Source organism: Pseudomonas koreensis, from assembly GCF_036668835.1.
GTDB lineage: Bacteria > Pseudomonadota > Gammaproteobacteria > Pseudomonadales > Pseudomonadaceae > Aquipseudomonas > Aquipseudomonas koreensis_I.
The window spans coordinates 21,112-43,747 of record NZ_JAZEVW010000016.1; the positions used below are offsets into that span (position 1 = coordinate 21,112).

Here is a 22,636-nt window from a genome sequence, read left to right on the forward strand (position 1 = left end):
CGAGTCAAATGTTTTTATCTTCGCGATTGGAAAAATCTTTCCGGTCTGCCCCTGTCTGTATTCTTCAGGTTTCCTCACCATCGAGCGAATGGTCGACCATCGCCCGCGCCATATCCACCATATGCACGACGGAAAACGCCAGGTCGCGGCTCGCGCCTTGCAGGGTTTCTGCGGCCTTGAAGGCTGTCGCGGCCGCACAGCGCAACAGGTCTGAAGCATGCACCAGGGCTTCTTCACCGCTGAGATGACGTTTGACGTCGAAGAAACGTTCGTCCACCTCCGGTTCTGACACAGCCGGTTTCAAGTAATAGTCCAGCGCCCGTTGCGCTGCCGCGTTGCCTTGAGGCGAAGTAAACGTGGTGTCCATTTGCAGATCGGGCAAGTCTTTGCTGCTGATAGTCATGATGACGAGGCACTCCTTGTTCGATTGAGATCCGTCCTCTCAGCATAGTACTGTGCGTAGTTGTGACTAGAATTTAAATACTACAATTTGTGTTTTGCCGGCCGAAGGCGTCGACAGTAAGGTGCTGCACATGGATAAATGGATTGAGTTGGTCAAGGCCAAGATGAGTGAACTCAAAATCACTCAAACAGAGCTCGGAGAGCGCGTCGGCATGTCCCAGGGCGGGATCGGTCATTGGCTGAACAAGCGTCGTGAACCCGGTGTCACCGAGATGAACCGCGTGCTGCAGGCGCTGGGTCTGGACTTTCTCGAAGTGGTGCTGGTGATTCGTGAGCCGCCAGTCACGCCGGAGGACGAGATGCCGCTGGCGCAGAAGTACAACCCGTACTTCCGTTACCCGGTCAGCGATTGGCAGACGACGTGTGAAGTGCGCGAAGGCGACCCGGCGTCCTACACCAGGGCCTCTGCTAAACAGCGCTTCGAACTCACCGATTACCACGCACGCGGCGCGGCGTTCTGGTTGACGGTAGCGGGGGATTCGATGACCGCGCCGACTGGCCAGAGCATTGCCGAAGGCATGCTGATTCTGGTCGATCCGGCGGTTGAGGCGGTGCCGGGCAAACTGGTGATTGCCCAGTGGCCCGACAGCCCGGAAGCGATTTTCCGCAAACTCGACGAACAGGGCGGCCAGCGTTACCTGGTACCGCTCAACCCAACCTGGCCGAAAGCCCTGTTGACCGACGAGTGTCGAATCATTGGCGTGGTGGTGCAGGCCACGGCGCGTTACTAGTCAGATCGATCCTCGCCAGGCGTAGGATCGATCCTTCATTTACACGGCTTCCAGCTCCACCAGAGCGCTGCCTTCACCAACCATTTCACCCTCCTGGCAATACAGAGCTTTGATCACTCCGGCATGCGGCGCGCGAATGCTGTGCTCCATTTTCATCGCTTCCAGCACCACCAACTGCGCCCCAGCCTCGACCGATTGACCGGCCTCGACCAGCACGCGGACGATGCTGCCGTTCATCGGTGCAGTCAGACCGCCCTGATGGCTGTGACTGGCATCGACGGCGCTGATCGGGTCGTACGTTTCGATACGCCGTAACTCGCCGTCCCAGTGCAGGTACAGCGCATCGCACTGGCGAATGGCGGGCAATGCACGGCGCACGCCAGCGTCTTCGATAATGAGTGCTTCGCCGCTCATTCTGGCGTTGCCCGTGGCATTGAGCGTCACCGCTCGATCCTGACCTTCGCAACTCAGATGCAAAGTTGTTTCCCGTGGCAAGCCTGCGCGTAAACCGCTGTTGTGCGACCACGGCGAAGCCGGATCATCCTCGCGCATACGTTGCGGCAGACTCTGCGCCAGCGCTTGCGCCGCCGCGTTCCAGAACGCATCGCTCAACGGTTGCGGTGCCGGCAGCAGTTGCTCCTGGTAACGCGCAATAAACCCGGTATCCAGTTCAGCGGCAGCAAATGCCGGATGCGCAATGATCCGCCGCAAGAAGTTGATGTTGGTCTTCAAACCGCCGATGGCAAATTCGTCGAGCATGCTCAACAAGCGCAACCTGGCCTGTTCACGGTCCTCGCCCCAGGCGATCAGTTTGCCCAGCATCGGGTCATAGAACGGCGAGATTTCATCGCCTTCCTCGACGCCGCTGTCAACGCGACGTCCAGGTCCGGCAGCGGATTCGCGGTACAGCGCCAAACGGCCGGTCGCCGGTAGAAAGTCATTCGCCGGATCTTCTGCATACAGGCGAACTTCAATCGCATGACCATTGAGCGGCACCTGCTCCTGAGTGATCGGCAGTGCCTCACCACGGGCGACGCGAATCTGCCACGCCACCAGATCCAGACCGGTGATGGCCTCGGTCACCGGATGCTCGACCTGCAACCGCGTGTTCATTTCCATGAAGAAGAATTCGCCGCGCGCATCCAGCAAAAACTCCACGGTGCCCGCGCCGACATAACCGATCGCCTGTGCCGAGCGCACGGCCGCTTCGCCCATCGCCCGCCGCAGTTCCGCGGACAGGCCCGGTGCCGGGGCTTCTTCGACGACTTTCTGGTGACGTCGTTGAATCGAGCAATCGCGCTCATTCAGGTACAGGCAATGGCCATGCTGATCGGCAAAGATCTGGATTTCCACATGCCGCGGCTTGAGCAGGTATTTCTCCACCAGCATCCGTGAATCGCCGAACGACGACTGCGCCTCACGCTGCGCCGAGGCCAGCGCTTCGGCCAGTTGACTGACGTCCTCGACCACTTTCATGCCTTTGCCGCCACCTCCGGCGGTGGCCTTGAGCAGCACCGGATAGCCGATGCGCTCGCAAGCCGCGCGGAAGGTATCGAGGTCCTGCGCTTCGCCGTGATAACCCGGTACCAAGGGCACACCGGCTGTTTCCATCAGCGCCTTGGCGGCGGATTTGCTGCCCATGGCGTCGATGGCCGAGGCGGGGGGGCCGAGGAAGATCAATCCCGCCGCTTCGATGGCGCGGGCGAAACCGGCATTCTCGGAGAGAAATCCATAACCCGGATGAATCGCTTGAGCGCCGCTGGCCTTGGCCGCCGCGATCAGCTTGTCGATCTGCAGATAACTGTCGGCCGCTTTGCTGCCGCCCAGATCGACGCGGATGTCCGCTTCACGGCTGTGCCGCGCTTCGCGATCAGTGGCGCTGTGCACCGCGACGGTGGTCAGGCCCAGGGCTTTGGCGGTGCGCATCACGCGGCAGGCGATTTCGCCACGGTTGGCCACCAGCAGGGTGGTGAGAACGGGTGCGCTCATCAACGCGGCTCCTTGGTGGTGGTTGCGGCTTGCCAGCTCGGCGGACGTTTTTGCAGGAACGCACGCAAGCCTTCCTGGCCTTCAGGGCTGACGCGAATACGGGCGATGGCATTTTCGGTATAGCGGCGCAGCGCCGGCGTCAGCGCGCCATGGCCGACTTCACGCAGCAAGTCCTTGCTGGCGCGCATGGCCGCCGGGCTGTTCAACAGAAGATTGGCGATCCACTGTTCGACCTGCTGCTCGAGTTCGTCTGCCGGATAACTCTCGGACAGCAAACCGATCTCCCGCGCCCGTTGCCCACCGAAACGCTCGGCCGTCAGCGCATAACGACGTGCCGCACGTTCACCGATCGCCTGCACCACGAATGGGCTGATCACCGCCGGCGCCAGACCGATGCGCACTTCCGACAGACAGAACTGCGCATCATCGGCGCCGATCGCCATGTCGCAGCAGCTGATCAGCCCCAGCGCGCCACCGAACGCAGCACCTTGCACCACCGCCAGCGATGGGATTTTCAGCTTGGCGAGGTTGTACATCAGCTCGGCCAGCTCGCGGGCGTCGTCGAGGTTGGTGTGGTAATCGAGCTCGGCCGATTGCTGCATCCATGCCAGATCAGCACCGGCGCTGAAGTGCTTGCCACGCCCGCGCACCAGCAGAAAACGCAGACTGGCGTCGCTGGCGACCTTGTCGAGGGCGAGGATCAGCTCGCGGATCATCTCGGCGTTGAACGCGTTGTTTTTCTCGGCGCGGTCGAGCCAAAGCGTGGCGAAACCGCGCGGGTCGTTTTGCAATTCGAGGGTGTTGAAGTCGCTCATATACATCCGTCTCCACGGTTTCTTGTGGGTGTGAGACCGCTCGCTCCCACAAGAAAACATCACATCCGGAACACGCCGAAGCGGCTCGGTTCGATTGGCGCGTTCAGCGACGCGGACAAGGCCAGGGCCAATACATCGCGGGTCTGCGCCGGGTCGATGACGCCGTCGTCCCACAGCCGTGCGCTGGAATAGTAGGGGTGACCCTGTTCTTCGTACTGGTCGAGAATCGGCTGCTTGATCTCGCTTTCCTGCTCGGCAGTAAAGGCCTGACCGCTGCGTTCAGCCTGTTCGCGCTTGACCTGCACCAGCACACCGGCCGCCTGCTCGGCACCCATCACGCCGATGCGCGCGTTCGGCCACATCCACAGGAATCGTGGGTCGTACGCACGCCCGCACATGCCGTAGTTGCCAGCGCCGAAGCTGCCGCCAATGATCACCGTGAACTTTGGCACCTTGGCGCAGGCCACCGCGGTCACCAGTTTGGCGCCGTGCTTGGCGATGCCCCCGGCCTCGTATTTCTGCCCGACCATGAAACCGGTGATGTTCTGCAGAAACAGCAACGGAATGCCGCGCTGGCAGGCCAGCTCGATGAAGTGCGCGCCTTTTTGCGCGGCTTCGGCGAAGAGGATGCCGTTGTTCGCCAGGATCGCAATCGGGTAGCCGTGCAGGTGGGCGAAACCGCAGACCAGCGTGATGCCGAACAGTGCCTTGAACTCATCGAACAGCGAACCGTCGACCAGCCGCGCAATCACTTCGCGCACATCGAACGGCTGCTTGGCATCGGCCGAGACCACGCCGTACAACTCATCGCTGGCATACAGCGGCGCAATCGGCGTGCGCTGCTGCACTTCGCCGAGCTTGCGCCAGTTGAGGTTGGCGACGCTGCGGCGGGCGAGGGCGAGGGCGTGTTCGTCGCTCTCGGCATAATGGTCAGCCACGCCGGAGATCTTGCAATGCACATCGGCACCGCCAAGGTCTTCGGCGCTGACCACTTCACCGGTCGCGGCTTTCACCAGCGGTGGGCCGGCGAGGAAAATCGTCGCCTGGTTACGCACCATGATCGCTTCATCCGCCATTGCCGGCACGTAGGCACCGCCTGCGGTGCACGAGCCCATGACCACGGCAATCTGCGCAATGCCCATTGCGCTCATGTTGGCCTGATTGAAGAAGATTCGACCGAAATGCTCGCGGTCAGGAAACACTTCATCCTGACGGGGCAGGTTGGCGCCGCCCGAATCCACCAGGTAGATGCACGGCAGGCGATTCTGCTGGGCGATGGTCTGCGCGCGCAGGTGTTTCTTTACGGTCAGCGGGTAATACGAACCGCCTTTTACCGTGGCATCGTTAGCGACGATCATGCACTCGACGCCTTCGACCCGACCGATTCCGGCAATCACGCCCGCCGCCGGCACATCCTCGCCATACACCGCATGTGCGGCCAACTGGCTGATTTCGAGAAACGGCGAGCCCGGATCGAGCAAGCGGTTGATGCGCTCACGCGGCAGCAATTTGCCCCGCGACGTGTGCCGTTCCTGGGCTTTGGCGCCGCCGCCCTGTGCAATTTGCGCGAGCAACGTGTGCAGGGCGTCGACCTGTTTGAGCATCGCCGCGCTGTTGGCGGCGAACTCGGCTGAGCGTGGATTGAGCTGAGTGTGCAAAATCATGGGGGGGCTTACTCCGTAAGCAGCTTCTAGCTACAAGCGGCAAGCTGCAAGTTGGGGCAAGAGCGCGGCCTCTTGCAGCTTGGAACTTGCGGCTTGTAGCTGACGAAATTTATTTCGTTTCGTTGAAGAGTTCGCGGCCGATCAGCATGCGTCGGATCTCGCTGGTGCCAGCGCCGATTTCGTACAGCTTCGCGTCGCGAAGCAGACGGCCCGCCGGGAATTCGTTGATGTAGCCGTTGCCGCCGAGAATCTGGATCGCGTCGAGGGCCATTTGTGTGGCGCGTTCGGCGGTGTAGAGAATCACCCCGGCAGCGTCCTTGCGCGTGGTTTCGCCGCGCTCGCAAGCCTGCGCCACCGCATAAAGGTAGGCGCGGCTGGCGTTGAGCTGGGTGTACATGTCGGCGACTTTGCCCTGGATCAGCTGGAACTCGCCGATGCTCTGGCCGAACTGCTTGCGGTCATGGATGTACGGCACGATCAGGTCCATGCATGACTGCATGATTCCGGTCGGCCCGCCGGAGAGCACCACGCGTTCGTAATCGAGGCCGCTCATCAACACTTTCACGCCGCCGTTGAGCACGCCGAGAATATTTTCTTCCGGCACTTCGACGTCATCGAAAAACAGCTCGCAGGTGTTGGAGCCGCGCATGCCCAGCTTGTCGAACTTGTTGCTGCGGCTGAAGCTTTTCCAGTCGCGCTCGACGATAAAGGCGGTAATGCCGTGCGGGCCCTTTTCCGGATCGGTTTTGGCGTAAATCACGTAGGTGTTGGCGTCAGGGCCGTTGGTGATCCAGGTTTTGCTGCCGTTGAGCACGAAACGATCGCCGCGCTTGTCGGCGCGCAGTTTCATCGAGACCACGTCGGAACCGGCGTTCGGCTCGCTCATCGCCAGCGCACCGACGTGTTCGCCGCTGATCAGTTGTGGCAGGTATTTGCTTTTCTGCTCGTGGTTACCGTTGCGATTGATCTGGTTGACGCAGAGATTGGAGTGCGCGCCGTAGGACAACGCCACCGAAGCCGAGCCGCGGCTGATTTCTTCCATCGCCACCACGTGCGCCAGATAACCGAGGCCAGCGCCGCCATATTCTTCCGCGACGGTGACACCGAGCAGGCCCATGTCACCGAATTTGCGCCACAGGTCGGCGGGGAACAGGTTGTCGCTGTCGATTTGCGCCGCGCGCGGGGCAATCTGATCGGCGACGAAGGACTGAACCTGATCGCGTAGCATGTCGATGGTTTCACCGAGGGCGAAGTTCAGGGATGGATAGCTCATGCGGCACCTTTTGGCTTTTTTGTAGTGGCAGTGAAAACGATCGGTCAGTTATCACCTTTACGTTAACGTAAGCCTGCGACGAATGACTGTCAATCACACTTTACGTTAACGTCAACTTGGGCGAGAGTAAGGGCCATTCACGATCGAAAGCCGAATGAAACCTGTGGGAGCGAGCCTGCTCGCGAAAGCGTGAGTTCAGTCAACATTTATCTGAAGCTGCTGGCCTCTTCGCGAACAGGCCCGCTCCCACAAGTGACCATCGGCAACCCATAAATAAAGACAACAGGGGTCATCATGGATCAACCCAGTGCCGCACCGCAGCGCAGCTACACCCGTGGTTCTCAGGACAAGGCCTTGCTCGCGCTGACCATCGGTCAGCAGTTTGACGCAACCGTCGAGCAATACCCGGACGGTGAAGCGCTGGTGGTCCGCCATCAGCAGTTGCGCTATTCCTGGCGGCAACTGGCCGAGGCGGTGGACCTACACGCTCGGGCGCTGCTCGCGCTGGGTTTGCAGGCTGGCGACCGCCTGGGTATCTGGGCGCCGAACTGTGCGCAGTGGTGCATCACCCAGGTCGCCACGGCGAAAATCGGCGTGATCCTGGTTAACATCAACCCGGCCTATCGCAGCTCCGAACTTCAATACGTGCTGAAGCAATCGGGCTGTCAGTGGCTGGTCTTCGCCGGTGCGTTCAAATCATCCGACTACCACGGCATGTTGCAGGGGCTGCTGCCGGAACTGGCCGCGCACTCCGCAGGGCAACTGCACAGCGAGCGCCTGCCGGATCTGCGCGGGCTGATCAGCCTCGATGCGCAGCCACCGTCAGGTTTTCTGCCGTGGTCGCAACTGGCGGAACTGGCGGCGAGTGTTTCGCCTGCGCAACTGCGCGAACGCAGTGACAGCCTGCACTTCGATCAGCCGGTGAACATTCAGTACACCTCCGGCACCACCGGTTTTCCCAAGGGCGCGACCCTCAGTCACTACAACATCCTCAATAACGGTTACATGGTCGGCGAAAGCATCGGCCTGACCCCGCGCGATCGCCTGGTGATCCCGGTGCCGCTGTATCACTGCTTCGGCATGGTCATGGGCAACCTCGGCTGCATCACCCACGGCAGCACGATGATCTACCCCAACGACGCCTTCGATCCGCTATTGACCCTGCAAACCGTCGCCGAGGAGCGTGCCACCGGCCTTTATGGCGTACCGACGATGTTCATCGCCATGCTCGATCAGCCGCAACGCCGCGAATTCGATCTGTCGAGCCTGCGCACCGGGATCATGGCCGGCGCGACGTGCCCGATCGAAGTGATGCGCCGAGTCATCGGCGAGATGCACATGAGCGAAGTGCAGATCGCCTATGGCATGACCGAAACCAGCCCGGTGTCGCTGCAGACCGGGCCGAACGACGAACTGGAACTGCGCGTGGCCACCGTCGGCCGCACCCAGCCGCAACTGGAAAGCAAGATCATCGACGAGGCCGGCAACCTTGTGCCGCGCGGCGCCATCGGCGAACTCTGCACCCGCGGTTACAGCGTGATGCTCGGCTATTGGAACAACCCGCAAGCCACCTCCGAAGCCATCGACGAGGCGGGCTGGATGCACACCGGCGATCTGGCGAGCATGAACGAGGCCGGCTACGTCAACATCGCCGGGCGCAACAAGGACATGATCATTCGTGGCGGCGAGAACATTTATCCGCGTGAGCTGGAGGAGTTTTTCTTCACCCACCCGGCGGTGGCTGACGTGCAAGTGATCGGCATTCCGTGCTCGCGTTACGGCGAAGAGATCGTCGCGTGGATCAGGTTTCACCCCGGCCACAGTGCGTCTGAGTTGGAGTTGCAGACCTGGTGCAAGGAACGCATCGCACATTTCAAGACGCCACGGCACTTCAAATTCGTTGAAGAATTCCCGATGACGGTGACGGGGAAAATACAGAAGTTCAGGATGCGCGAGATCAGCATAGAAGAGCTGAAAACAATCGAGGGATAACCACAACTTCTGTGGGAGCGAGCCTGCTCGCTAATGCAGTGTGTCATTCAGCGCAAATGTGTCTGATACACCGCTTCGCGAGCAGGCTCGCTCCCACAGGGGGGCAGTGATAGAGAGAGCAATCACAGAAAGCACAAAGGGGAGCCGAAGCTCCCCTTTAATTTGTAGTTGCGTGCTCTTTTTTATTATTGAGGGTCGGTCTGTTGTTGTTTTTGGCAACCGTGGCCCTTTACCGCTGTTTTTGGCGACCCCCATCCGGGGTCAAGAGCAAACGTATTTTTTTGAGCGCTGATCTGCTTTCTCGTTTAACGATCCAACCGATTCGGGAGCTACCTGAAGGTAGTTTTATTGTTCTCTGCCCGGTTGCGGGTTACTCCTGAGAGCACCCTGAAAAGCACACCTTCTCCAAAAAAATCTGTTAGCTGCGTCTCTGCCGTGTTGTTTTTGTTATGTCAGAGTCGTTTCGTCTTGTTTTTATTGGTTTGCGGCTTTTTATTCTTGTTATGCCATAGAGATAGCAGGTGTCGTGCCAACTTTTTAAAAGCCTTTAAAATCAATGGTTTAAGGTTTTCAGGTTTTTTCAGTGAGGGCAAAGCCAGACAATTTGTTTCCGTGTTACTCGCTTTTGCCCACACCAAGAACTCAGCGGTAACACCTCACTGTGCGCTGCGCGCCTTGGCCACGCGCGAACCGCTCGGGCGGCCGAGCACGGCACTGATCTGCTGGCCCGCCGCAATCAAGGCGTCCAGGTCGATTCCGGTTTCGATGCCCAGGCCGTTGAGCAGGTACACCACGTCTTCGCTGGCAACGTTACCGCTTGCGCCTTTGGCGTACGGGCAGCCGCCGAGCCCGGCGACCGAGCTGTCGAATACGGCGATGCCTTCGAGCAGGCTGGCGTAGATATTGGCCATGGCCTGGCCGTAGGTGTCGTGGAAATGCCCGGCGAGTTTTTCTCGTGGTACCTGCGCCGACACCACCTCGAACAGGCGGCGAGTCGCGCCCGCAGTGCCCGTGCCGATAGTGTCGCCCAGCGAAACCTCGTAGCAGCCCATCTCGTACAGCTCGCGCGCGACCATCGCCACTTGCTCCGGCGCGACCGTGCCTTCGTACGGACAGCCGAGCACGCAGGAGACGTAACCGCGCACGGTAACGCCGTGTTGTTGCGCCGCTTGCATGATCGGCGCAAACCGCGCCAGGCTTTCGCTGATCGAGCAATTGATGTTGCGCTGCGAGAACGCTTCGGACGCGGCGGCAAACACCGCGACCTCCTTGACCCCGGCCGCGAGCGCATCTTCAAAACCGCGCAGGTTCGGCGCCAGCGCGCCATAGGTCACGCCGGGCTTGCGCTGAATCTGCGCGAACACCTCGGCGGAACCGGCCATCTGCGGCACCCACTTCGGTGAGACGAAACTGCCGACTTCGATGTAGCCAACGCCGGCGGCGCTCAAGGCATCGACCAGTTGCACCTTGTCGACGACGCTGATCGGCTGGGCTTCGTTCTGCAGGCCATCGCGCGGGCCGACTTCGATCAGGCGTACTTGGGAGGGGAGGGACATGAGTTGACCTGCCTGTTTGTTGAGTTCACGAAGAACCCTGTGGGAGCGAGCCTGCTCGCGAAAGCGGTAAATCAGTCACCATCAATGTTGGATGACGGAATGCATTCGCGAGCAGGCTCGCTCCTACAGGGGCAAACCGGTTGTTTGTCAGATCGCCTGCTGGCTTTTGAGCGTCTGCTCCAGTGCCTGCACGCAGCGCTCTTCAGCGGTATCGAGCTCGAGCTTCATCTGTTCGATGTCCAGCAATTGCTGTTCGAGCTGTTCGCGGCGTTCGGCAATTTTCGCCAGCATGCTGTTGAGCTGTTTGGTGTTGCCGCTGGACGGATCGTACAACTCGATCAGCTCGCGGCATTCGGCCAGTGAAAAACCGATGCGCTTGCCACGCAGAATCAATTTCAGGCTGACCTTGTCGCGCGGCGAATAGATGCGTTCCTGGCCACGGCGCTCGGGGCGCAACAGGCCTTGTTCTTCATAAAAACGGATGGCCCGCGTGGTGATGTCCAGCTCGCGGGCGAGGTCGGAAATGCTGTAGGTCTGACTGCTCATGAAAGCGCTCGGGAGAAAGGCATGGCGCTAAGCTAATGGCGTGTTGACGTTTACGTCAAGCAGGAGGGTTTTTTGTTGTCTCTAAAGGCCCCTTCGCGAGCAAGCTCGCTCCCACAGTGGATGTGTGTGAGCACAGAACTTGTGTTCGCGGAAAACCCTGTGGGAGCGAGCTTGCTCGCGAAGAACGGTGACACTGTGTCTTGTCTTACACCTTATCCAGCTTCTTCTCCTGCGCCGTCACCTGCTGGCACAACTCGATCATCTGCTCGCGCATCCAGCGATTCGCCGGGTCCTGGTCGGTGCTCTCATGCCAATAAAGGTGCGTTTCCACCGACGGCACATCATTCACCGGCAAATTGAACGATTGCAGGTCATGGCGTCGGGCAAAGCGTTCCGGCACGGTCATGACCATGTCAGTCTGCTGCATCACTTGCGAGGCCATCAGATAGTGCTGCGAGCGCAGGGCGATTTTGCGTTGAATGCCCATTTTGCCCAGCGCCAGATCAACATAACCCAACCCGCTGCGGCGGCTGGAAATGTGGATATGCGTCAGCGACAGGTAATCATCCAGCGAAAGTTTTTCCTTGCCTGCCATGGGATGGCCCTTGCGCATCGCGCAGACGTAACGGTCGTCCATCAGCTTGACGTGGCGCACCTGCGGGTCAGTGTTGAGCGGTGCGTCGACGGCGAAATCCAGGCGCCCGGCGGCCAGTTCCTTGGTGGTTTCCCGGCGTTTGGACAGAAAGCTTTCAATGATCACCGTCGGCGCCAGTCGGCGTAAGCGCTGGAACAATGGCGGCAGAATGATTGCTTCCGTGAGGTCGGTCATGCTGATGCGGTAGGTCTTGACCGCTTGCGCCGGGTTGAAAATGCGGCTTTCCTGCACTGATACGCGCAACAGCGAGAGGGCGTTGCGCACCGGGCCAATGATGTTCTGCGCCATCGGCGTCGGCACCATGCCCTGCGCTGTGCGCACGAACAACGGATCGTTGAAGGTCTCGCGCAACCGCGCCAACGCGTTGGACACCGCCGGCTGGGTGATGCCGACAATCTGCCCGGCGCGGGTCAGGTTGGCTTCGGTGTAGATCGCGTCAAAGACGATGAAAAGGTTGAGGTCGACCTTGCTCAGATTCATAACGCGGCTTCTCTTGTTATTTGGGGCATTCAGGGCTGGCCATCGGCCGATCATATATCGGTGATGAATGTTTATACACGCCGAGAATAGGCTAGGTAAATTATCAGCGCTGTTCTAGCATCGATTGCATGACCTGAACAACCTCCATAAGAGAAGGTGCTGCCCATGGATTTCGCTTATTCGCCCAAGGTTCAACAACTGCGTGAGCGCGTGACCGCGTTCATGGACACTTACGTTTACCCGGCCGAGGCCGTTTTCGAGCGCCAGGTTGCCGAGGGCGATCGTTGGCAGCCGACGGCAATCATGGACGAGCTCAAGGCCAAGGCCAAAGCCGAAGGCTTGTGGAATCTGTTCCTGCCGGAATCGGAACTGGGCGCCGGCCTGACCAATCTTGAGTACGCACCGCTGGCGGAAATCATGGGCCGTTCATTGCTCGGGCCGGAGCCGTTCAACTGCTCGGCGCCGGACACCGGCAACATGGAAGTGCTGGTGCGTTACGCCAACGAAGAGCAGAAACAGCGCTGGCTCGAACCACTGCTGCGCGGCGAAATCCGCTCGGCGTTCGCCATGACCGAACCGGACGTTGCCTCCTCTGACGCGACCAACATGGCCGCCCGTGCGGTGCGCGATGGCGACGAGTGGGTGATCAATGGCAAAAAATGGTGGACCTCCGGCGCTTGCGATCCACGCTGCAAAATCCTGATTTTCATGGGCCTGAGTAATCCCGACGCACCGCGACATGCCCAGCACTCGATGATCCTCGTGCCGGTCGACACCCCCGGGGTGAAAATCGTCCGCCCGCTGCCGGTGTTCGGTTACGACGACGCGCCACACGGCCACGCCGAAGTGCTGTTCGACAACGTGCGCGTGCCGTATGAAAACGTTTTGCTCGGTGAAGGTCGCGGTTTCGAAATCGCCCAGGGGCGTCTCGGCCCGGGACGGATTCACCACTGCATGCGTTCGATCGGCATGGCTGAGCGCGCGCTGGAATTGATGTGCAAACGTTCGGTCAGCCGTACCGCATTCGGCAAACCGCTGGCGCGCCTGGGCGGCAACATCGACAAGATCGCCGACTCGCGAATGGAGATCGACATGGCACGCCTGCTGACCTTAAAAGCGGCGTACATGATGGATACCGTCGGCAACAAGATCGCCAAAAGCGAGATCGCGCAGATCAAGGTTGTCGCACCGAACGTCGCCTTGCGGGTGATCGACCGCGCGATCCAGATGCACGGCGGCGCCGGTGTCTCGAACGATTTCCCGCTGGCCTACATGTACGCCATGCAACGCACCCTGCGCCTGGCCGACGGCCCGGACGAAGTGCACCGCGCGGCAATCGGCAAGTTCGAAATCGGCAAGTATGTGCCGAAGGAAATGCTGCGAAGCGAGCGCTGATCCAACACCGCGTTATCGTTCGTCGCGAGCAGGCTCGCTCCCACTTTTGATCGCATTCCTGGAGTTGAAATGCGATTGAAATGTGGTAGCGAGCCTGCTCGCGAAGGGGCCTTCACGTTCAGTCCATCAACATCAGACTCAGTACACCCAAACCTCAACCCGCCGATTCCTGATCCGCCCCTCATCCGCATCATTCGCCGCCACCGGCATCAACGCGCCGAAGCCGCGAACCTCGCGCAGCACCACACCGTTCTTGACCAGCTCGCGGCGCACCGCCATCGCGCGCAGCTTCGACAACAGGTCCGCACGTGCCGGGTCATCCTTGGCATCGCCGAAGCCGACCAACGTCACCGCGCGCTCGCTCTTGTCATGACGCTTTATATAGTCGAGCACCCGCGCCAGATCCTGCCGCGCCTTGTTGTCCAGGCTTGCGCTGCCTTCCTCGAAACGAAAATTCACGGTCAGACGCTGCGCGTGACGGCTCAGCGCTTGATAGCCCTCGGGCATCAGCGCATTCGGCGCCACGCTCATGGCGTGCACGGTCTGGCTGACAAAACCATTGGCCGCGACAATCTGCTGGCCCTGGCGACTTTGCGCAAACACGACCAAGGCTTTTGCCCAGGGATTCTGGCTCTGTGGCGGCAGATAGAAGAACAGTCGTCGCGACAACGGATAATCCTCGGTGGCAATCAGGCTGCCGAGAGGCGGCATCGGCAGTGATGCGCCGTCGCTGATGGCCACGGCTTTAGCCTGACGCACATAAGGCAAACCGATAAAACCGATGGCCTGTGGATCGCTGCTGACCGCATCGGATAATTGCTCGCTGGATTCGAAACGTTTCGCCGCACTGTTCAGACTTTTCCCACGATGGCTGAGGACGAGTTCCTTAAACGTGTCGTACGTGCCGGACTGGTCATCGCGCGCATACAGATGTATCGCGCCGCCACGCCCGCCGAGCGCTTCCCAGGTTTTCACTTCGCCGGCAAAGATCCGCGCCAATTGCTCGGTGTCCAGTTCCTGCAATGGATTGTCGGGATGAACGATGATTGCCAGGCCATCGATGGCGATCACCTGCTCGGCGCCCGGGCTTTTCAGATCGCCCAGCGCTTGCAGGGCCTGCAGTTCGCTGTCCTTGATCTCGCGGGAGGCGGCGGCGAGGTCGGCGCTGGCGTTTTTCAGCGCAACGAAACCGGTGCTGGAGCCGTGCGCGGCCACTTCGATCACCACTCGCTGACCTTCGGCTGTCTGGCCGACGATACGTTGTTCGTTGGCGGCGTCCGGGGTTTCACGATGGATCTTCAGCAAGCCTTGTTCCCGCAACAAGCCTTCCACCAAAGCCGGGCCAAGTTCGGCGCCGATGGTGTTGGACCCTTGAATGCGCAGGGCCGGGCCGTTTGTGGGGATCGGTAACGCGGCAGCGGACACTGACAGCCAGCCACTCAACAGAAACATGCAGAGAACACGCAGGGTCATGCCGGCACCGAAACAAGCCAAGGAGATTGCCGGGGAGATTAAGTCAGGCGCGTGACCGAAATATGACAGGGATTGAAGGGGGGTAAATATCAATTGTGGGAGCGAGCTTGCTCGCGAAGGCGGCGTATCAGCAACATATCTGATTACTGACACTCCGCCTTCGCGAGCAAGCTCGCTCCCACAGGGATCTCAGGCAACTCGCGGATCAGGCCAGCTCGAGCCAGATCGGCGCGTGATCGGAGGGCTTTTCCATGCCGCGCAATTGGTAATCGACCCCGGCGTCCTTCACCCGTGGCAGCAAACCATGGGAGGCCAGAATCAGGTCGATGCGCAGGCCACGCTTGGGTTCATCCTCAAAACCACGGCTGCGGTAGTCGAACCAGCTGAACATGTCAGTCACGTCCGGGTTCAGGTGCCGGTAGCTGTCGGTCAGGCCCCAGTTTTTCAGGCGCGCCATCCACTCGCGTTCTTCCGGCAGGAAGCTGCATTTACCGGTTTTCAGCCAGCGCTTCATGTTGTCCGGGCCGATGCCGATGTCGCAGTCTTCCGGGGAAATGTTCACATCGCCCATCACCACCAGCGGCTGCTCGTTGTGGAACTGGCTTTCCAGCAAGGCTTGCAGATCGCTGTAAAAGCGCTGCTTGGCCGGGAACTTGGTCGGGTGGTCGCGGCTTTCGCCCTGCGGGAAGTAGCCGTTCATGATGGTCACCGGCACGCCATTGGCATCGGCGAAGGTGCCCCAGATAAAGCGCCGCTGGGCGTCTTCGTCATCGGTGGCGAAGCCTTTGTGAATGGCAATCGGCTCTTGGCGCGAGAGCATTGCCACGCCGTAATGACCTTTCTGCCCGTGGAAGTACACGTGGTAGCCGAGCGCGCGCACTTCTTCCAGCGGGAACTGGTCGTCGTGGACCTTGGTTTCCTGCAGACCGATCACGTCCGGTTGATGTTTTTCGATCAGCGCCGCCAGCTGATGCGGACGCGCCCGCAGTCCGTTGATGTTGAAGGAAACAATCTTCATGGTCGGCAGTCCTGGCAAAAGGGCGATGCTAGCTGACATGGGGGATGGGGGCCAGTGTGGGAGAAATCATTTTGACCTGTGGGATTTGGGTTGTTGGATCTGGCGCCTTCGCGAGCAGGCTCGCTCCCACATTCAGACCGCGGTCCCCTGTGGGAGCGAGCCCGCTCGCAAAGAGGCCGGCAAGATCGATGAAGATCCCGACTTGGTCTATACCTGTCAGGGGAACCACCACATCCGCCCAAGGTTCGTACCAACAAGCGCGCCATCCTTCGAGCGCGCCCCGGGGAGAATCACCACCATGCCTGACACCCAGACTGCCATCGCCGACATCCACATGCTCGACCGTGGTTATTCCCGCGAAGCCCGCTCGCTGCTGTATCAGGCCTACCGCCACGAGCCGACCTTCGGCTACCTGTTCGAAGCCGAGCGCCCCGGTTACGAGCAACGTGTGCGCGCCACGGTGCGCGAACTGGTCAAGCAGCATTTTCTCCAGGACCTGCCAGCCATCGGTCTGCTGGTCAACGATCGGCTGATCGGCATCGCCCTGATCGCCCCACCACAACGGCGCCTGGGTGTGACAGAAAGCTGGGCCTGGCGCCTGCGCATGGTGCTCAGCACCGGATTTCGCTGCACTCGGCGCTATCTGGAATATCACGATGCCGTCGCCGCGTGCGTGCCCGGTGACTCGGTGCACATGCTGCCGTTGCTCGGCGTGCATCCGCAATTTCAGGGCAAGCACTACGGCGAACAATTGCTCACCGCCGTGCACAACTGGTGCGCGGTGGACGAGACCTCACAAGGCGTGGTGCTCGACACCGGTAACCCGCGCTATCTGGAATTCTATAAAAGGCAGGGTTATCAGGAGATCGGCGAGGTTGCCGTCGGGCCGGTGCGCGAGCATGTGTTTTTCCATGCCAATCCGCAGGTGTTACAAACAGCAACAGCGTAATAATCGAACTTCTTGGGAAATTTCCTGTTCTATCACGCTCTCCAGCCTTGATAGCATCCGCGCCTATGAAGTTTCCAGGAAGATTTACCAGTGGCGTGCTGATGCTGTTATCCAGCTGCGCGGCGCTGGCGCAAAGTGAATTGGATGTACGGATCAAACCGTCCAACGATGAACTCAAGGCCAATATAGAAGGCTATATCGGCAGCCTCGGCGACCGTGACGAAGAAGCCTTGCAGCGCTTCAGTCGCGGTGCCGAAGAACAGGCGCGCAAGGCCGCCCAGGCGTTGGGCTACTACCAGCCGCAGATCGACAGCGACGTCAAGGGCGGGGAGAAACCGCGTCTGGTGCTCAATATCGATCCCGGCGAGCCGATCCGCCTGCGCAACGTCACCGTGCGCGTGGACGGCCCGGCGGCCTCGCTGAAATCCTTTCGGGTGCCGAAAAGTGATCTGCTCAAGTCTGGCGCTGTGCTCAACCATGGCCGTTACGAAGACGCCAAACGGGTGATCCAGAACCAAGCCTCGCGCTTCGGATTCTTCAGTGGCCATTTCACCAGTCAAAAGCTCTTGGTCGATCCGCGCGCCGGCGTCGCCGATGTCGAGCTGATCTACGACAGCGGCCCGCGTTATGCGCTCGGCAAAGTGAAATTCGAAGGCGACACGCCGTTTGACGAAGACCTGCTGCAACGCATGGTGCCATTCAAGGCCGGCGAGCCTTACGATTCCGAGCTGATTGCCGAGCTCAACCGCGACCTGCAATCGAGCGGCTATTTCGAAGGCGTGCGCGTCGACGCCGCACCGACGGCAGCCAAAGACCAGATGATTCCAGTCGATGTCAAACTCGACACGCGCAAGCCGCGCACCATGGGCCTGGGTCTGGGTTATTCGACCGACGTCGGTCCGCGCATCAAAGCCAACTGGACCCGCCACTGGGTCAACCCGCAAGGCGACAGCTATGGTTGGGAAGCCGAGCTTTCCGCGCCACGGCAAAACGTCGGGCTGTTCTATGACATTCCCCTCGACCCGCCGCTGACCGACAAACTGCGCTGGGCCGGCGGTTATCAATTCGAAGACATTGAAGGCTCCGACACCCTCAGCAAACTGCTGACCTTCGGCCCGGAATGGCACAGCAAGTTGCCCAGCGGCTGGCAGCGGGTGATCTCGCTGAAATGGCAGCGCGAGGAATACGAACTCGGCGACGACTCCGGTCTGAGCACTTTGCTGATGCCCGGCATCAGTTATTCCTACCTGAAAAGCGACAACCGCATCGACCCGCACAACGGTTATCGCCTGAGCTTCGAAAGCAAAGTGGCGAAGGAAGGCCTCGGCTCCGACAACAACCTGTTATATGGCACGGCGCTGGTCAAAGGCCTGACCACGGTGTTCGACAAGCACCGTTTGCTCGGTCGGGTGCAGGTCGGCGGCAGCGCCACCAACGGCTACAACTCGATCCCGCCGTCGCTGCGTTTTTTCACTGGTGGCGATCAGAGCGTGCGCGGGTACGACTATCAGAGCCTGTCGCCGAAAAACTCCGATGGCGACCGCATCGGTGGCCGCTACATGGTCGCCGGCAGCGTTGAATATCAATACTCAATCGCCGAGAAATGGCGCGTGGCGACCTTCGTCGACCAAGGCAACTCTTTCAACAAACTTGAACTGCCCGACCTCAAGACCGGGGTCGGTATCGGTGTGCGCTGGGTCTCGCCGGTCGGGCCGATCCGCCTCGACCTCGCCCATGCGCTGGACGACGACGGCGGCATCCGGCTGCACTTTTCCATGGGGCCTGAGCTGTGAAACGTGGTGTGAAAATATCGGCGCTGACGCTGTTGGCGTTGTTGCTGTTGATTGTCTTGGTTATCAGCGCCGTACTCGGCACACAGGCCGGCAGCCGCTGGGCAATGGGGCTCGTTCCGGGCTTGAGCGTGGAGAATTTTCAGGGTCGCCTCGGTGGGCAGTGGAGCGCCGATCACTTGGTCTGGCAGCAGGACACCAGCCGTGTCGAACTGAACAAGGCGATCTTCGCCTGGTCGCCGCTGTGCCTGACGCGCATGACCCTGTGCATCGATCAGCTCAAGGCCGAGCAAGTGGTTCTGCAATTCCCGCCGGGTGCAGAAACCACCGAGAGCGGCCCGATCAAACTGCCGGATCTGCAATTGCCGCTGGCCATCGAACTGGGCGACGTGCAGGTCGGCAGCCTGCTGTTCAACGGCAGCGAGCAGCTCAAAGGCTTGCAACTGGCTGCGCACTGGACCGCTCAGGGTCTGCAGATCGACAGCGTGAAATTGCAGCGTGACGAACTCAGCCTGAACCTCTCCGGCCTGCTGCAACCGACCGGCAACTGGCCGCTGACTATCCAAGGTGATTTGACGTTACCTGCGCCGGGCACTGAACCCTGGACGCTGGCCCTGAAAGCCGAGGGCGATCTGCTGAAGACGCTCAGCCTGCACGCCGACAGCCGTGGTTACCTCGACGGCCAGTTGAGCGGCGAGTTGCAACCGCTGGTGGGAAACCTGCCGGCCAAGGTGCGTATCACCAGCGAAGCGTTCAAACCGAGCGCCGAACTGCCGGACACTCTGCAATTCAACCAGTTGGTATTGACCGGCGAAGGCGACCTGAAAAACGGTTATCAACTGCTCGGCAACGCCACGCTGCCCGCCGAGAAATCACCGGTGGCGCTGCTACTCAAGGGCAAAGTCGACGCCAACGGCGCGCAGATCGCCGGCCTCGACCTCAACGCCAGCGACACGCAAAGCCTCAAGCTCACCGGCAATGTCGACTGGAGCAAAGGCCTCAGCGCCCAGGCCAACATCAACTGGCGAGACTTCCCGTGGCACCGGCTCTATCCGGAAATCGACGAGCCGCAGGTCGCGTTGCGTACTTTCACTGGCGAAGTGTCCTACACCGACGGTCAGTACCTCGGCAACTTCGCCGCCGCACTGGACGGTCCGGCGGGGGCGTTCACCCTGAGCAGTCCGTTCAGCGGCAGCCTCGAACAGATCGCCTTGCCGCAACTGGTGATGGAAGCCGGGCAGGGCAAAGCCGAAGGCCACGTCAAGGTCAAGTTCGCCGACGGCATCGCCTGGGACACCGCGCTGCAACTGTCGGCACTGAATCCGGCGTACTGGGTCGCCGAACTGCCCGGCACGTTGGCCGGGCCGCTGAAAAGCACGGGTGAAATGAAAAACGAGCGCCTGAGCCTCAACGCTGACCTGGATCTCAAAGGCAAACTGCGCGGGCAACCGGCGATCTTGCAAGCCAAGGCTGACGGTGCTGGCGAACAGTGGAATCTCAACGCCCTGCAAATCCGTCTCGGCGACAACAGCATCAGCGGCAAGGGCAGCCTGCAACAGAAACTCGCCGGGCAGATCGACATCAAGCTGCCGCGTCTGGCCCAGCTTTGGCCGCAGTTGCGCGGGCAGGTCAACGGTCAGGTCAACGTCGCAGGTACGCTGAAGGCGCCACAGGGCAAACTCGACTTGCAGGGCTCGCAATTGGTGTTTCAGGACAATCGCCTGCAAAGCCTCAACCTCGACGCCAATCTCGACAGTGCGCAACGGGCCAAAATCGATCTGAAGGGCAGCGGCATTCAGGTCGGCGACACCTCGCTGGGCACGCTGACTGCCAGCGCCCAAGGAGATATCAAAAGCCAGAAGCTCAACCTTGATCTGCTCGGACCCAAGCTGAAACTGGCGCTCGGGCTGGACGGCAATCTGGATCAGGGCAACTGGCGCGGGCGTCTGGCCAGCGGCGATATTCAGGCCGGCGGGCAGGACTGGAAGTTGCAAAATCCGGCGAAACTGGAACGCCTCGCCGACGGCAAGATCAACTTCGGCGCGCATTGCTGGACCTCCGGCAGTGCCAGTCTGTGCGGCGAAGATCAGCGGCTGATGCCCGAGCCGAAACTGCGCTATCACCTCAAGCAGTTTCCGCTGGAAAGTCTGGCGCAGTGGCTGCCGAAAGACTTCGCCTGGCAGGGCCGGCTCAATGCCGATCTGCAGCTCGACCTGCCGGCCAGCGGCCCCAACGGTGTGGTCAGCATCGACGCCAGCGGCGGCACCTTGCGCATGCGCGACCAGCAGCAATGGCTGGACTTCCCGTACCAGACGCTCAGGCTCACCAGCAAACTGACGCCGAAACGCGTCGACACCGAACTGAACTTCGTTGGCGGCAAACTCGGCGAACTGCTGGTGCAGGCGCAGCTCAATCCACTGCCGAAAAACAAACCGTTAAGCGGCTCGTTCCGCCTCTCCGGCCTCGACCTGTCGGTCGCGCGACCATTTGTGCCAATGGTGGAAAAACTCACCGGACGCCTGAACGGCAGCGGCACGATTTCCGGCGGCCTGCTGGCGCCGCTGGTCAACGGCACGGTGCAACTGAGCGACGGCGAAGTGTCCGGCGCCGAATTGCCGATGGAGCTACAGAACCTGCAACTCACCGCGGCGATTGCCGGCGAATCGGTGCGTCTCGACGGCGGCTGGAACAGCGGCAAAAACGGCCGCGGCAGTCTCAACGGCAATCTCGCCTGGGGCCAGGCGCTGGTGGTCGACCTGGCGTTGAAAGGCACGCAGTTGCCGGTCACCGTCGAGCCGTACGCCAAGCTTGAAGTGGCACCAGACCTGAAGATTTCCATGGCCGGCGACGAACTGAAAATTGCCGGCAAGGTGCTGGTGCCGAAAGGCGAAATCACCGTGCGCGAACTGCCGCCATCAACCGTGAAAGTCTCCGACGACACGATCATCGTTGGTGCGCAGACCGAAGAGGGCAAACCACCGATCGCGATGAAAATGGACATCGACGTGATCGTCGGCCAGGACAAGCTGAGCTTCGCCGGTTTCGGCCTGACCGCGAATCTGCAAGGTCAGGTGCACATCGGCGACAACATGGACACCCGTGGTGAACTGTGGCTCAACGACGGCCGCTACCGCGCCTACGGCCAGCGCCTGACGGTGCGTCGCGCGCGGCTGTTGTTCGCCGGGCCCATCGATCAGCCGTATCTGGACATCGAAGCGATCCGCCAGACCGACGACGTGATCGCTGGCATCCGCCTCAGCGGCAGCGCCGAACAGCCGACCACGCAGATCTTCTCCGAACCGGCCATGAGTCAAGAGCAGGCCTTGTCCTATCTGGTCCTCGGCAGGCCGCTGAGCACCAATGGCGAAGACAACAACATGCTCGCCCAAGCCGCATTGGGCCTGGGCCTGATGGGCAGCGCCGGGATCACCAGCGGCCTGGCCAAGGATCTGGGGATTCAGGATTTCCAGCTCGACACCCAGGGCAGCGGCAACGACACCAGCGTCGTCGCCAGCGGCAACATCTCCGAAAAACTCAGCCTGCGTTATGGCGTCGGCGTGTTCGAACCGGCCAGCACGATTGCCCTGCGCTACAAGCTGAGCAAGAAGGTGTATGTCGAAGCGGCGAGTGGCGTGGCGAGTTCGCTGGATATCTTCTATAAGCGGGATTTCTAGGGCGCATCCATTCATTTGCACCGAGTCGCACCCTTCGCGAGCAAGCTCGCTCCCACATTGGCCCTTGGTCGTGGCGAAGATTTTGGCCTGACAGAATTTCCCTGTGGGAGCGAGCTTGCTCGCGAATGCAGAGGGTCATCCAATACATCTTTGACTGACAGGGCCTCATCGCGA

The 22,636-nt window shown here is 60.6% G+C and carries 16 protein-coding genes; 6 read left to right on the forward strand and 10 right to left on the reverse strand.

From position 1 onward, the window contains the following. Positions 1–64: 64 nt before the first annotated feature. On the reverse strand, positions 65–403 hold the full coding sequence (locus V6F91_RS26450; RefSeq protein WP_332769688.1) for a DUF6124 family protein: 339 nt from the start codon (positions 401–403) through the stop codon (positions 65–67). 130 nt (positions 404–533) lie between these two features. On the opposite strand from V6F91_RS26450, the gene V6F91_RS26455 reads away from it, so the two are divergent. Continuing rightward, the gene (locus V6F91_RS26455) at positions 534–1,193 is read left to right on the forward strand and encodes a LexA family protein (RefSeq protein ID WP_332769690.1); all 660 of its coding nucleotides are present in this window, start codon (positions 534–536) and stop codon (positions 1,191–1,193) included. A gap of 39 nt (positions 1,194–1,232) precedes the next feature. Here the strand turns inward: V6F91_RS26455 and V6F91_RS26460 are convergent, their stop codons facing one another. From V6F91_RS26460 to V6F91_RS26475, 4 genes are all read right to left on the reverse strand, one after another. Next, positions 1,233–3,182, reverse strand: a complete 1,950-nt coding sequence (locus tag V6F91_RS26460) for an acetyl/propionyl/methylcrotonyl-CoA carboxylase subunit alpha (RefSeq protein WP_332769692.1) — start codon at positions 3,180–3,182, stop codon at positions 1,233–1,235. Further along, complete coding sequence (locus tag V6F91_RS26465) at positions 3,182–3,997, reverse strand: gamma-carboxygeranoyl-CoA hydratase (RefSeq protein WP_332769694.1); 816 nt, start codon at positions 3,995–3,997, stop codon at positions 3,182–3,184. Before V6F91_RS26465 ends, V6F91_RS26460 begins: the two co-directional genes overlap by 1 nt. 59 nt (positions 3,998–4,056) lie before the next feature. Beyond that, positions 4,057–5,661, reverse strand: a complete 1,605-nt coding sequence (locus tag V6F91_RS26470) for a carboxyl transferase domain-containing protein (RefSeq protein WP_332769696.1) — start codon at positions 5,659–5,661, stop codon at positions 4,057–4,059. A 109-nt stretch (positions 5,662–5,770) separates the two neighbouring features. Further along, positions 5,771–6,934, reverse strand: coding sequence for an isovaleryl-CoA dehydrogenase (locus tag V6F91_RS26475; protein ID WP_332769699.1), 1,164 nt, complete (start codon positions 6,932–6,934; stop codon positions 5,771–5,773). A 294-nt stretch (positions 6,935–7,228) separates the two neighbouring features. On the opposite strand from V6F91_RS26475, the gene V6F91_RS26480 reads away from it, so the two are divergent. After that, positions 7,229–8,926, forward strand: coding sequence for an AMP-binding protein (locus tag V6F91_RS26480; protein WP_332769701.1), 1,698 nt, complete (start codon positions 7,229–7,231; stop codon positions 8,924–8,926). 656 nt (positions 8,927–9,582) lie between these two features. On the opposite strand, the gene V6F91_RS26485 is transcribed toward V6F91_RS26480, so the two are convergent. The 3 genes from V6F91_RS26485 to V6F91_RS26495 form a co-directional block, all read right to left on the reverse strand. Beyond that, the gene (locus V6F91_RS26485; RefSeq protein ID WP_332769703.1) at positions 9,583–10,482 is read right to left on the reverse strand and encodes a hydroxymethylglutaryl-CoA lyase; all 900 of its coding nucleotides are present in this window, start codon (positions 10,480–10,482) and stop codon (positions 9,583–9,585) included. 147 nt (positions 10,483–10,629) lie between these two features. After that, a complete protein-coding gene (locus V6F91_RS26490; RefSeq protein ID WP_090284429.1) occupies positions 10,630–11,028 on the reverse strand; it encodes a MerR family transcriptional regulator in 399 nt (132 codons plus the stop codon). Positions 11,029–11,233: 205 nt separating this feature from the next. Continuing rightward, positions 11,234–12,163 (reverse strand): LysR family transcriptional regulator, encoded by a 930-nt coding sequence (locus tag V6F91_RS26495; RefSeq protein ID WP_090284427.1) that lies wholly within the window; start codon positions 12,161–12,163, stop codon positions 11,234–11,236. 165 nt (positions 12,164–12,328) lie between these two features. Here V6F91_RS26495 and V6F91_RS26500 point away from each other — a divergent pair, with 165 nt between their 5' ends. Then, a complete protein-coding gene (locus V6F91_RS26500) occupies positions 12,329–13,558 on the forward strand; it encodes an acyl-CoA dehydrogenase (protein WP_258448685.1) in 1,230 nt (409 codons plus the stop codon). Positions 13,559–13,696: 138 nt separating this feature from the next. On the opposite strand, the gene V6F91_RS26505 is transcribed toward V6F91_RS26500, so the two are convergent. Beyond that, positions 13,697–15,031 (reverse strand): phosphate ABC transporter substrate-binding/OmpA family protein, encoded by a 1,335-nt coding sequence (locus V6F91_RS26505; RefSeq protein WP_332769706.1) that lies wholly within the window; start codon positions 15,029–15,031, stop codon positions 13,697–13,699. 205 nt (positions 15,032–15,236) lie between these two features. Continuing rightward, positions 15,237–16,049, reverse strand: a complete 813-nt coding sequence (gene xthA / locus V6F91_RS26510; RefSeq protein ID WP_332769708.1) for an exodeoxyribonuclease III — start codon at positions 16,047–16,049, stop codon at positions 15,237–15,239. A gap of 298 nt (positions 16,050–16,347) precedes the next feature. Here xthA and V6F91_RS26515 point away from each other — a divergent pair, with 298 nt between their 5' ends. The 3 genes from V6F91_RS26515 (at position 16,348) to V6F91_RS26525 (ending at position 22,462) form a co-directional block, all read left to right on the forward strand. Further along, complete coding sequence (locus V6F91_RS26515) at positions 16,348–16,998, forward strand: GNAT family N-acetyltransferase (protein WP_332769710.1); 651 nt, start codon at positions 16,348–16,350, stop codon at positions 16,996–16,998. Between the two features lie 65 nt (positions 16,999–17,063). Continuing rightward, positions 17,064–18,791: an autotransporter assembly complex family protein gene (locus V6F91_RS26520; RefSeq protein ID WP_332769712.1), complete on the forward strand. Its 1,728-nt coding sequence runs from the start codon at positions 17,064–17,066 to the stop codon at positions 18,789–18,791. Next, entirely contained in the window at positions 18,788–22,462 is a 3,675-nt protein-coding gene (locus V6F91_RS26525; protein ID WP_332769714.1) for a translocation/assembly module TamB domain-containing protein, read from the forward strand. Before V6F91_RS26520 ends, V6F91_RS26525 begins: the two co-directional genes overlap by 4 nt. Positions 22,463–22,636 lie beyond the last annotated feature (174 nt).

Excerpts from the sequence above, each read along its gene's own strand:
- V6F91_RS26475 (WP_332769699.1), bottom strand. The coding sequence starts at position 6,934 with ATGAGCTATCCATCCCTGAACTTCGCCCTCGGTGAAACCATCGACATG.
- V6F91_RS26520 (WP_332769712.1), top strand. The coding sequence starts at position 17,064 with ATGAAGTTTCCAGGAAGATTTACCAGTGGCGTGCTGATGCTGTTATCC.
- V6F91_RS26465 (WP_332769694.1), bottom strand. The coding sequence starts at position 3,997 with ATGAGCGACTTCAACACCCTCGAATTGCAAAACGACCCGCGCGGTTTC.
- V6F91_RS26450 (WP_332769688.1), bottom strand. The coding sequence starts at position 403 with ATGACTATCAGCAGCAAAGACTTGCCCGATCTGCAAATGGACACCACG.
- V6F91_RS26455 (WP_332769690.1), top strand. The coding sequence starts at position 534 with ATGGATAAATGGATTGAGTTGGTCAAGGCCAAGATGAGTGAACTCAAA.
- V6F91_RS26490 (WP_090284429.1), bottom strand. The coding sequence starts at position 11,028 with ATGAGCAGTCAGACCTACAGCATTTCCGACCTCGCCCGCGAGCTGGAC.
- xthA (WP_332769708.1), bottom strand. The coding sequence starts at position 16,049 with ATGAAGATTGTTTCCTTCAACATCAACGGACTGCGGGCGCGTCCGCAT.
- V6F91_RS26505 (WP_332769706.1), bottom strand. The coding sequence starts at position 15,031 with ATGACCCTGCGTGTTCTCTGCATGTTTCTGTTGAGTGGCTGGCTGTCA.
- V6F91_RS26480 (WP_332769701.1), top strand. The coding sequence starts at position 7,229 with ATGGATCAACCCAGTGCCGCACCGCAGCGCAGCTACACCCGTGGTTCT.
- V6F91_RS26515 (WP_332769710.1), top strand. The coding sequence starts at position 16,348 with ATGCCTGACACCCAGACTGCCATCGCCGACATCCACATGCTCGACCGT.
- V6F91_RS26460 (WP_332769692.1), bottom strand. The coding sequence starts at position 3,182 with ATGAGCGCACCCGTTCTCACCACCCTGCTGGTGGCCAACCGTGGCGAA.
- V6F91_RS26500 (WP_258448685.1), top strand. The coding sequence starts at position 12,329 with ATGGATTTCGCTTATTCGCCCAAGGTTCAACAACTGCGTGAGCGCGTG.
- V6F91_RS26485 (WP_332769703.1), bottom strand. The coding sequence starts at position 10,482 with ATGTCCCTCCCCTCCCAAGTACGCCTGATCGAAGTCGGCCCGCGCGAT.
- V6F91_RS26470 (WP_332769696.1), bottom strand. The coding sequence starts at position 5,661 with ATGATTTTGCACACTCAGCTCAATCCACGCTCAGCCGAGTTCGCCGCC.
- V6F91_RS26495 (WP_090284427.1), bottom strand. The coding sequence starts at position 12,163 with ATGAATCTGAGCAAGGTCGACCTCAACCTTTTCATCGTCTTTGACGCG.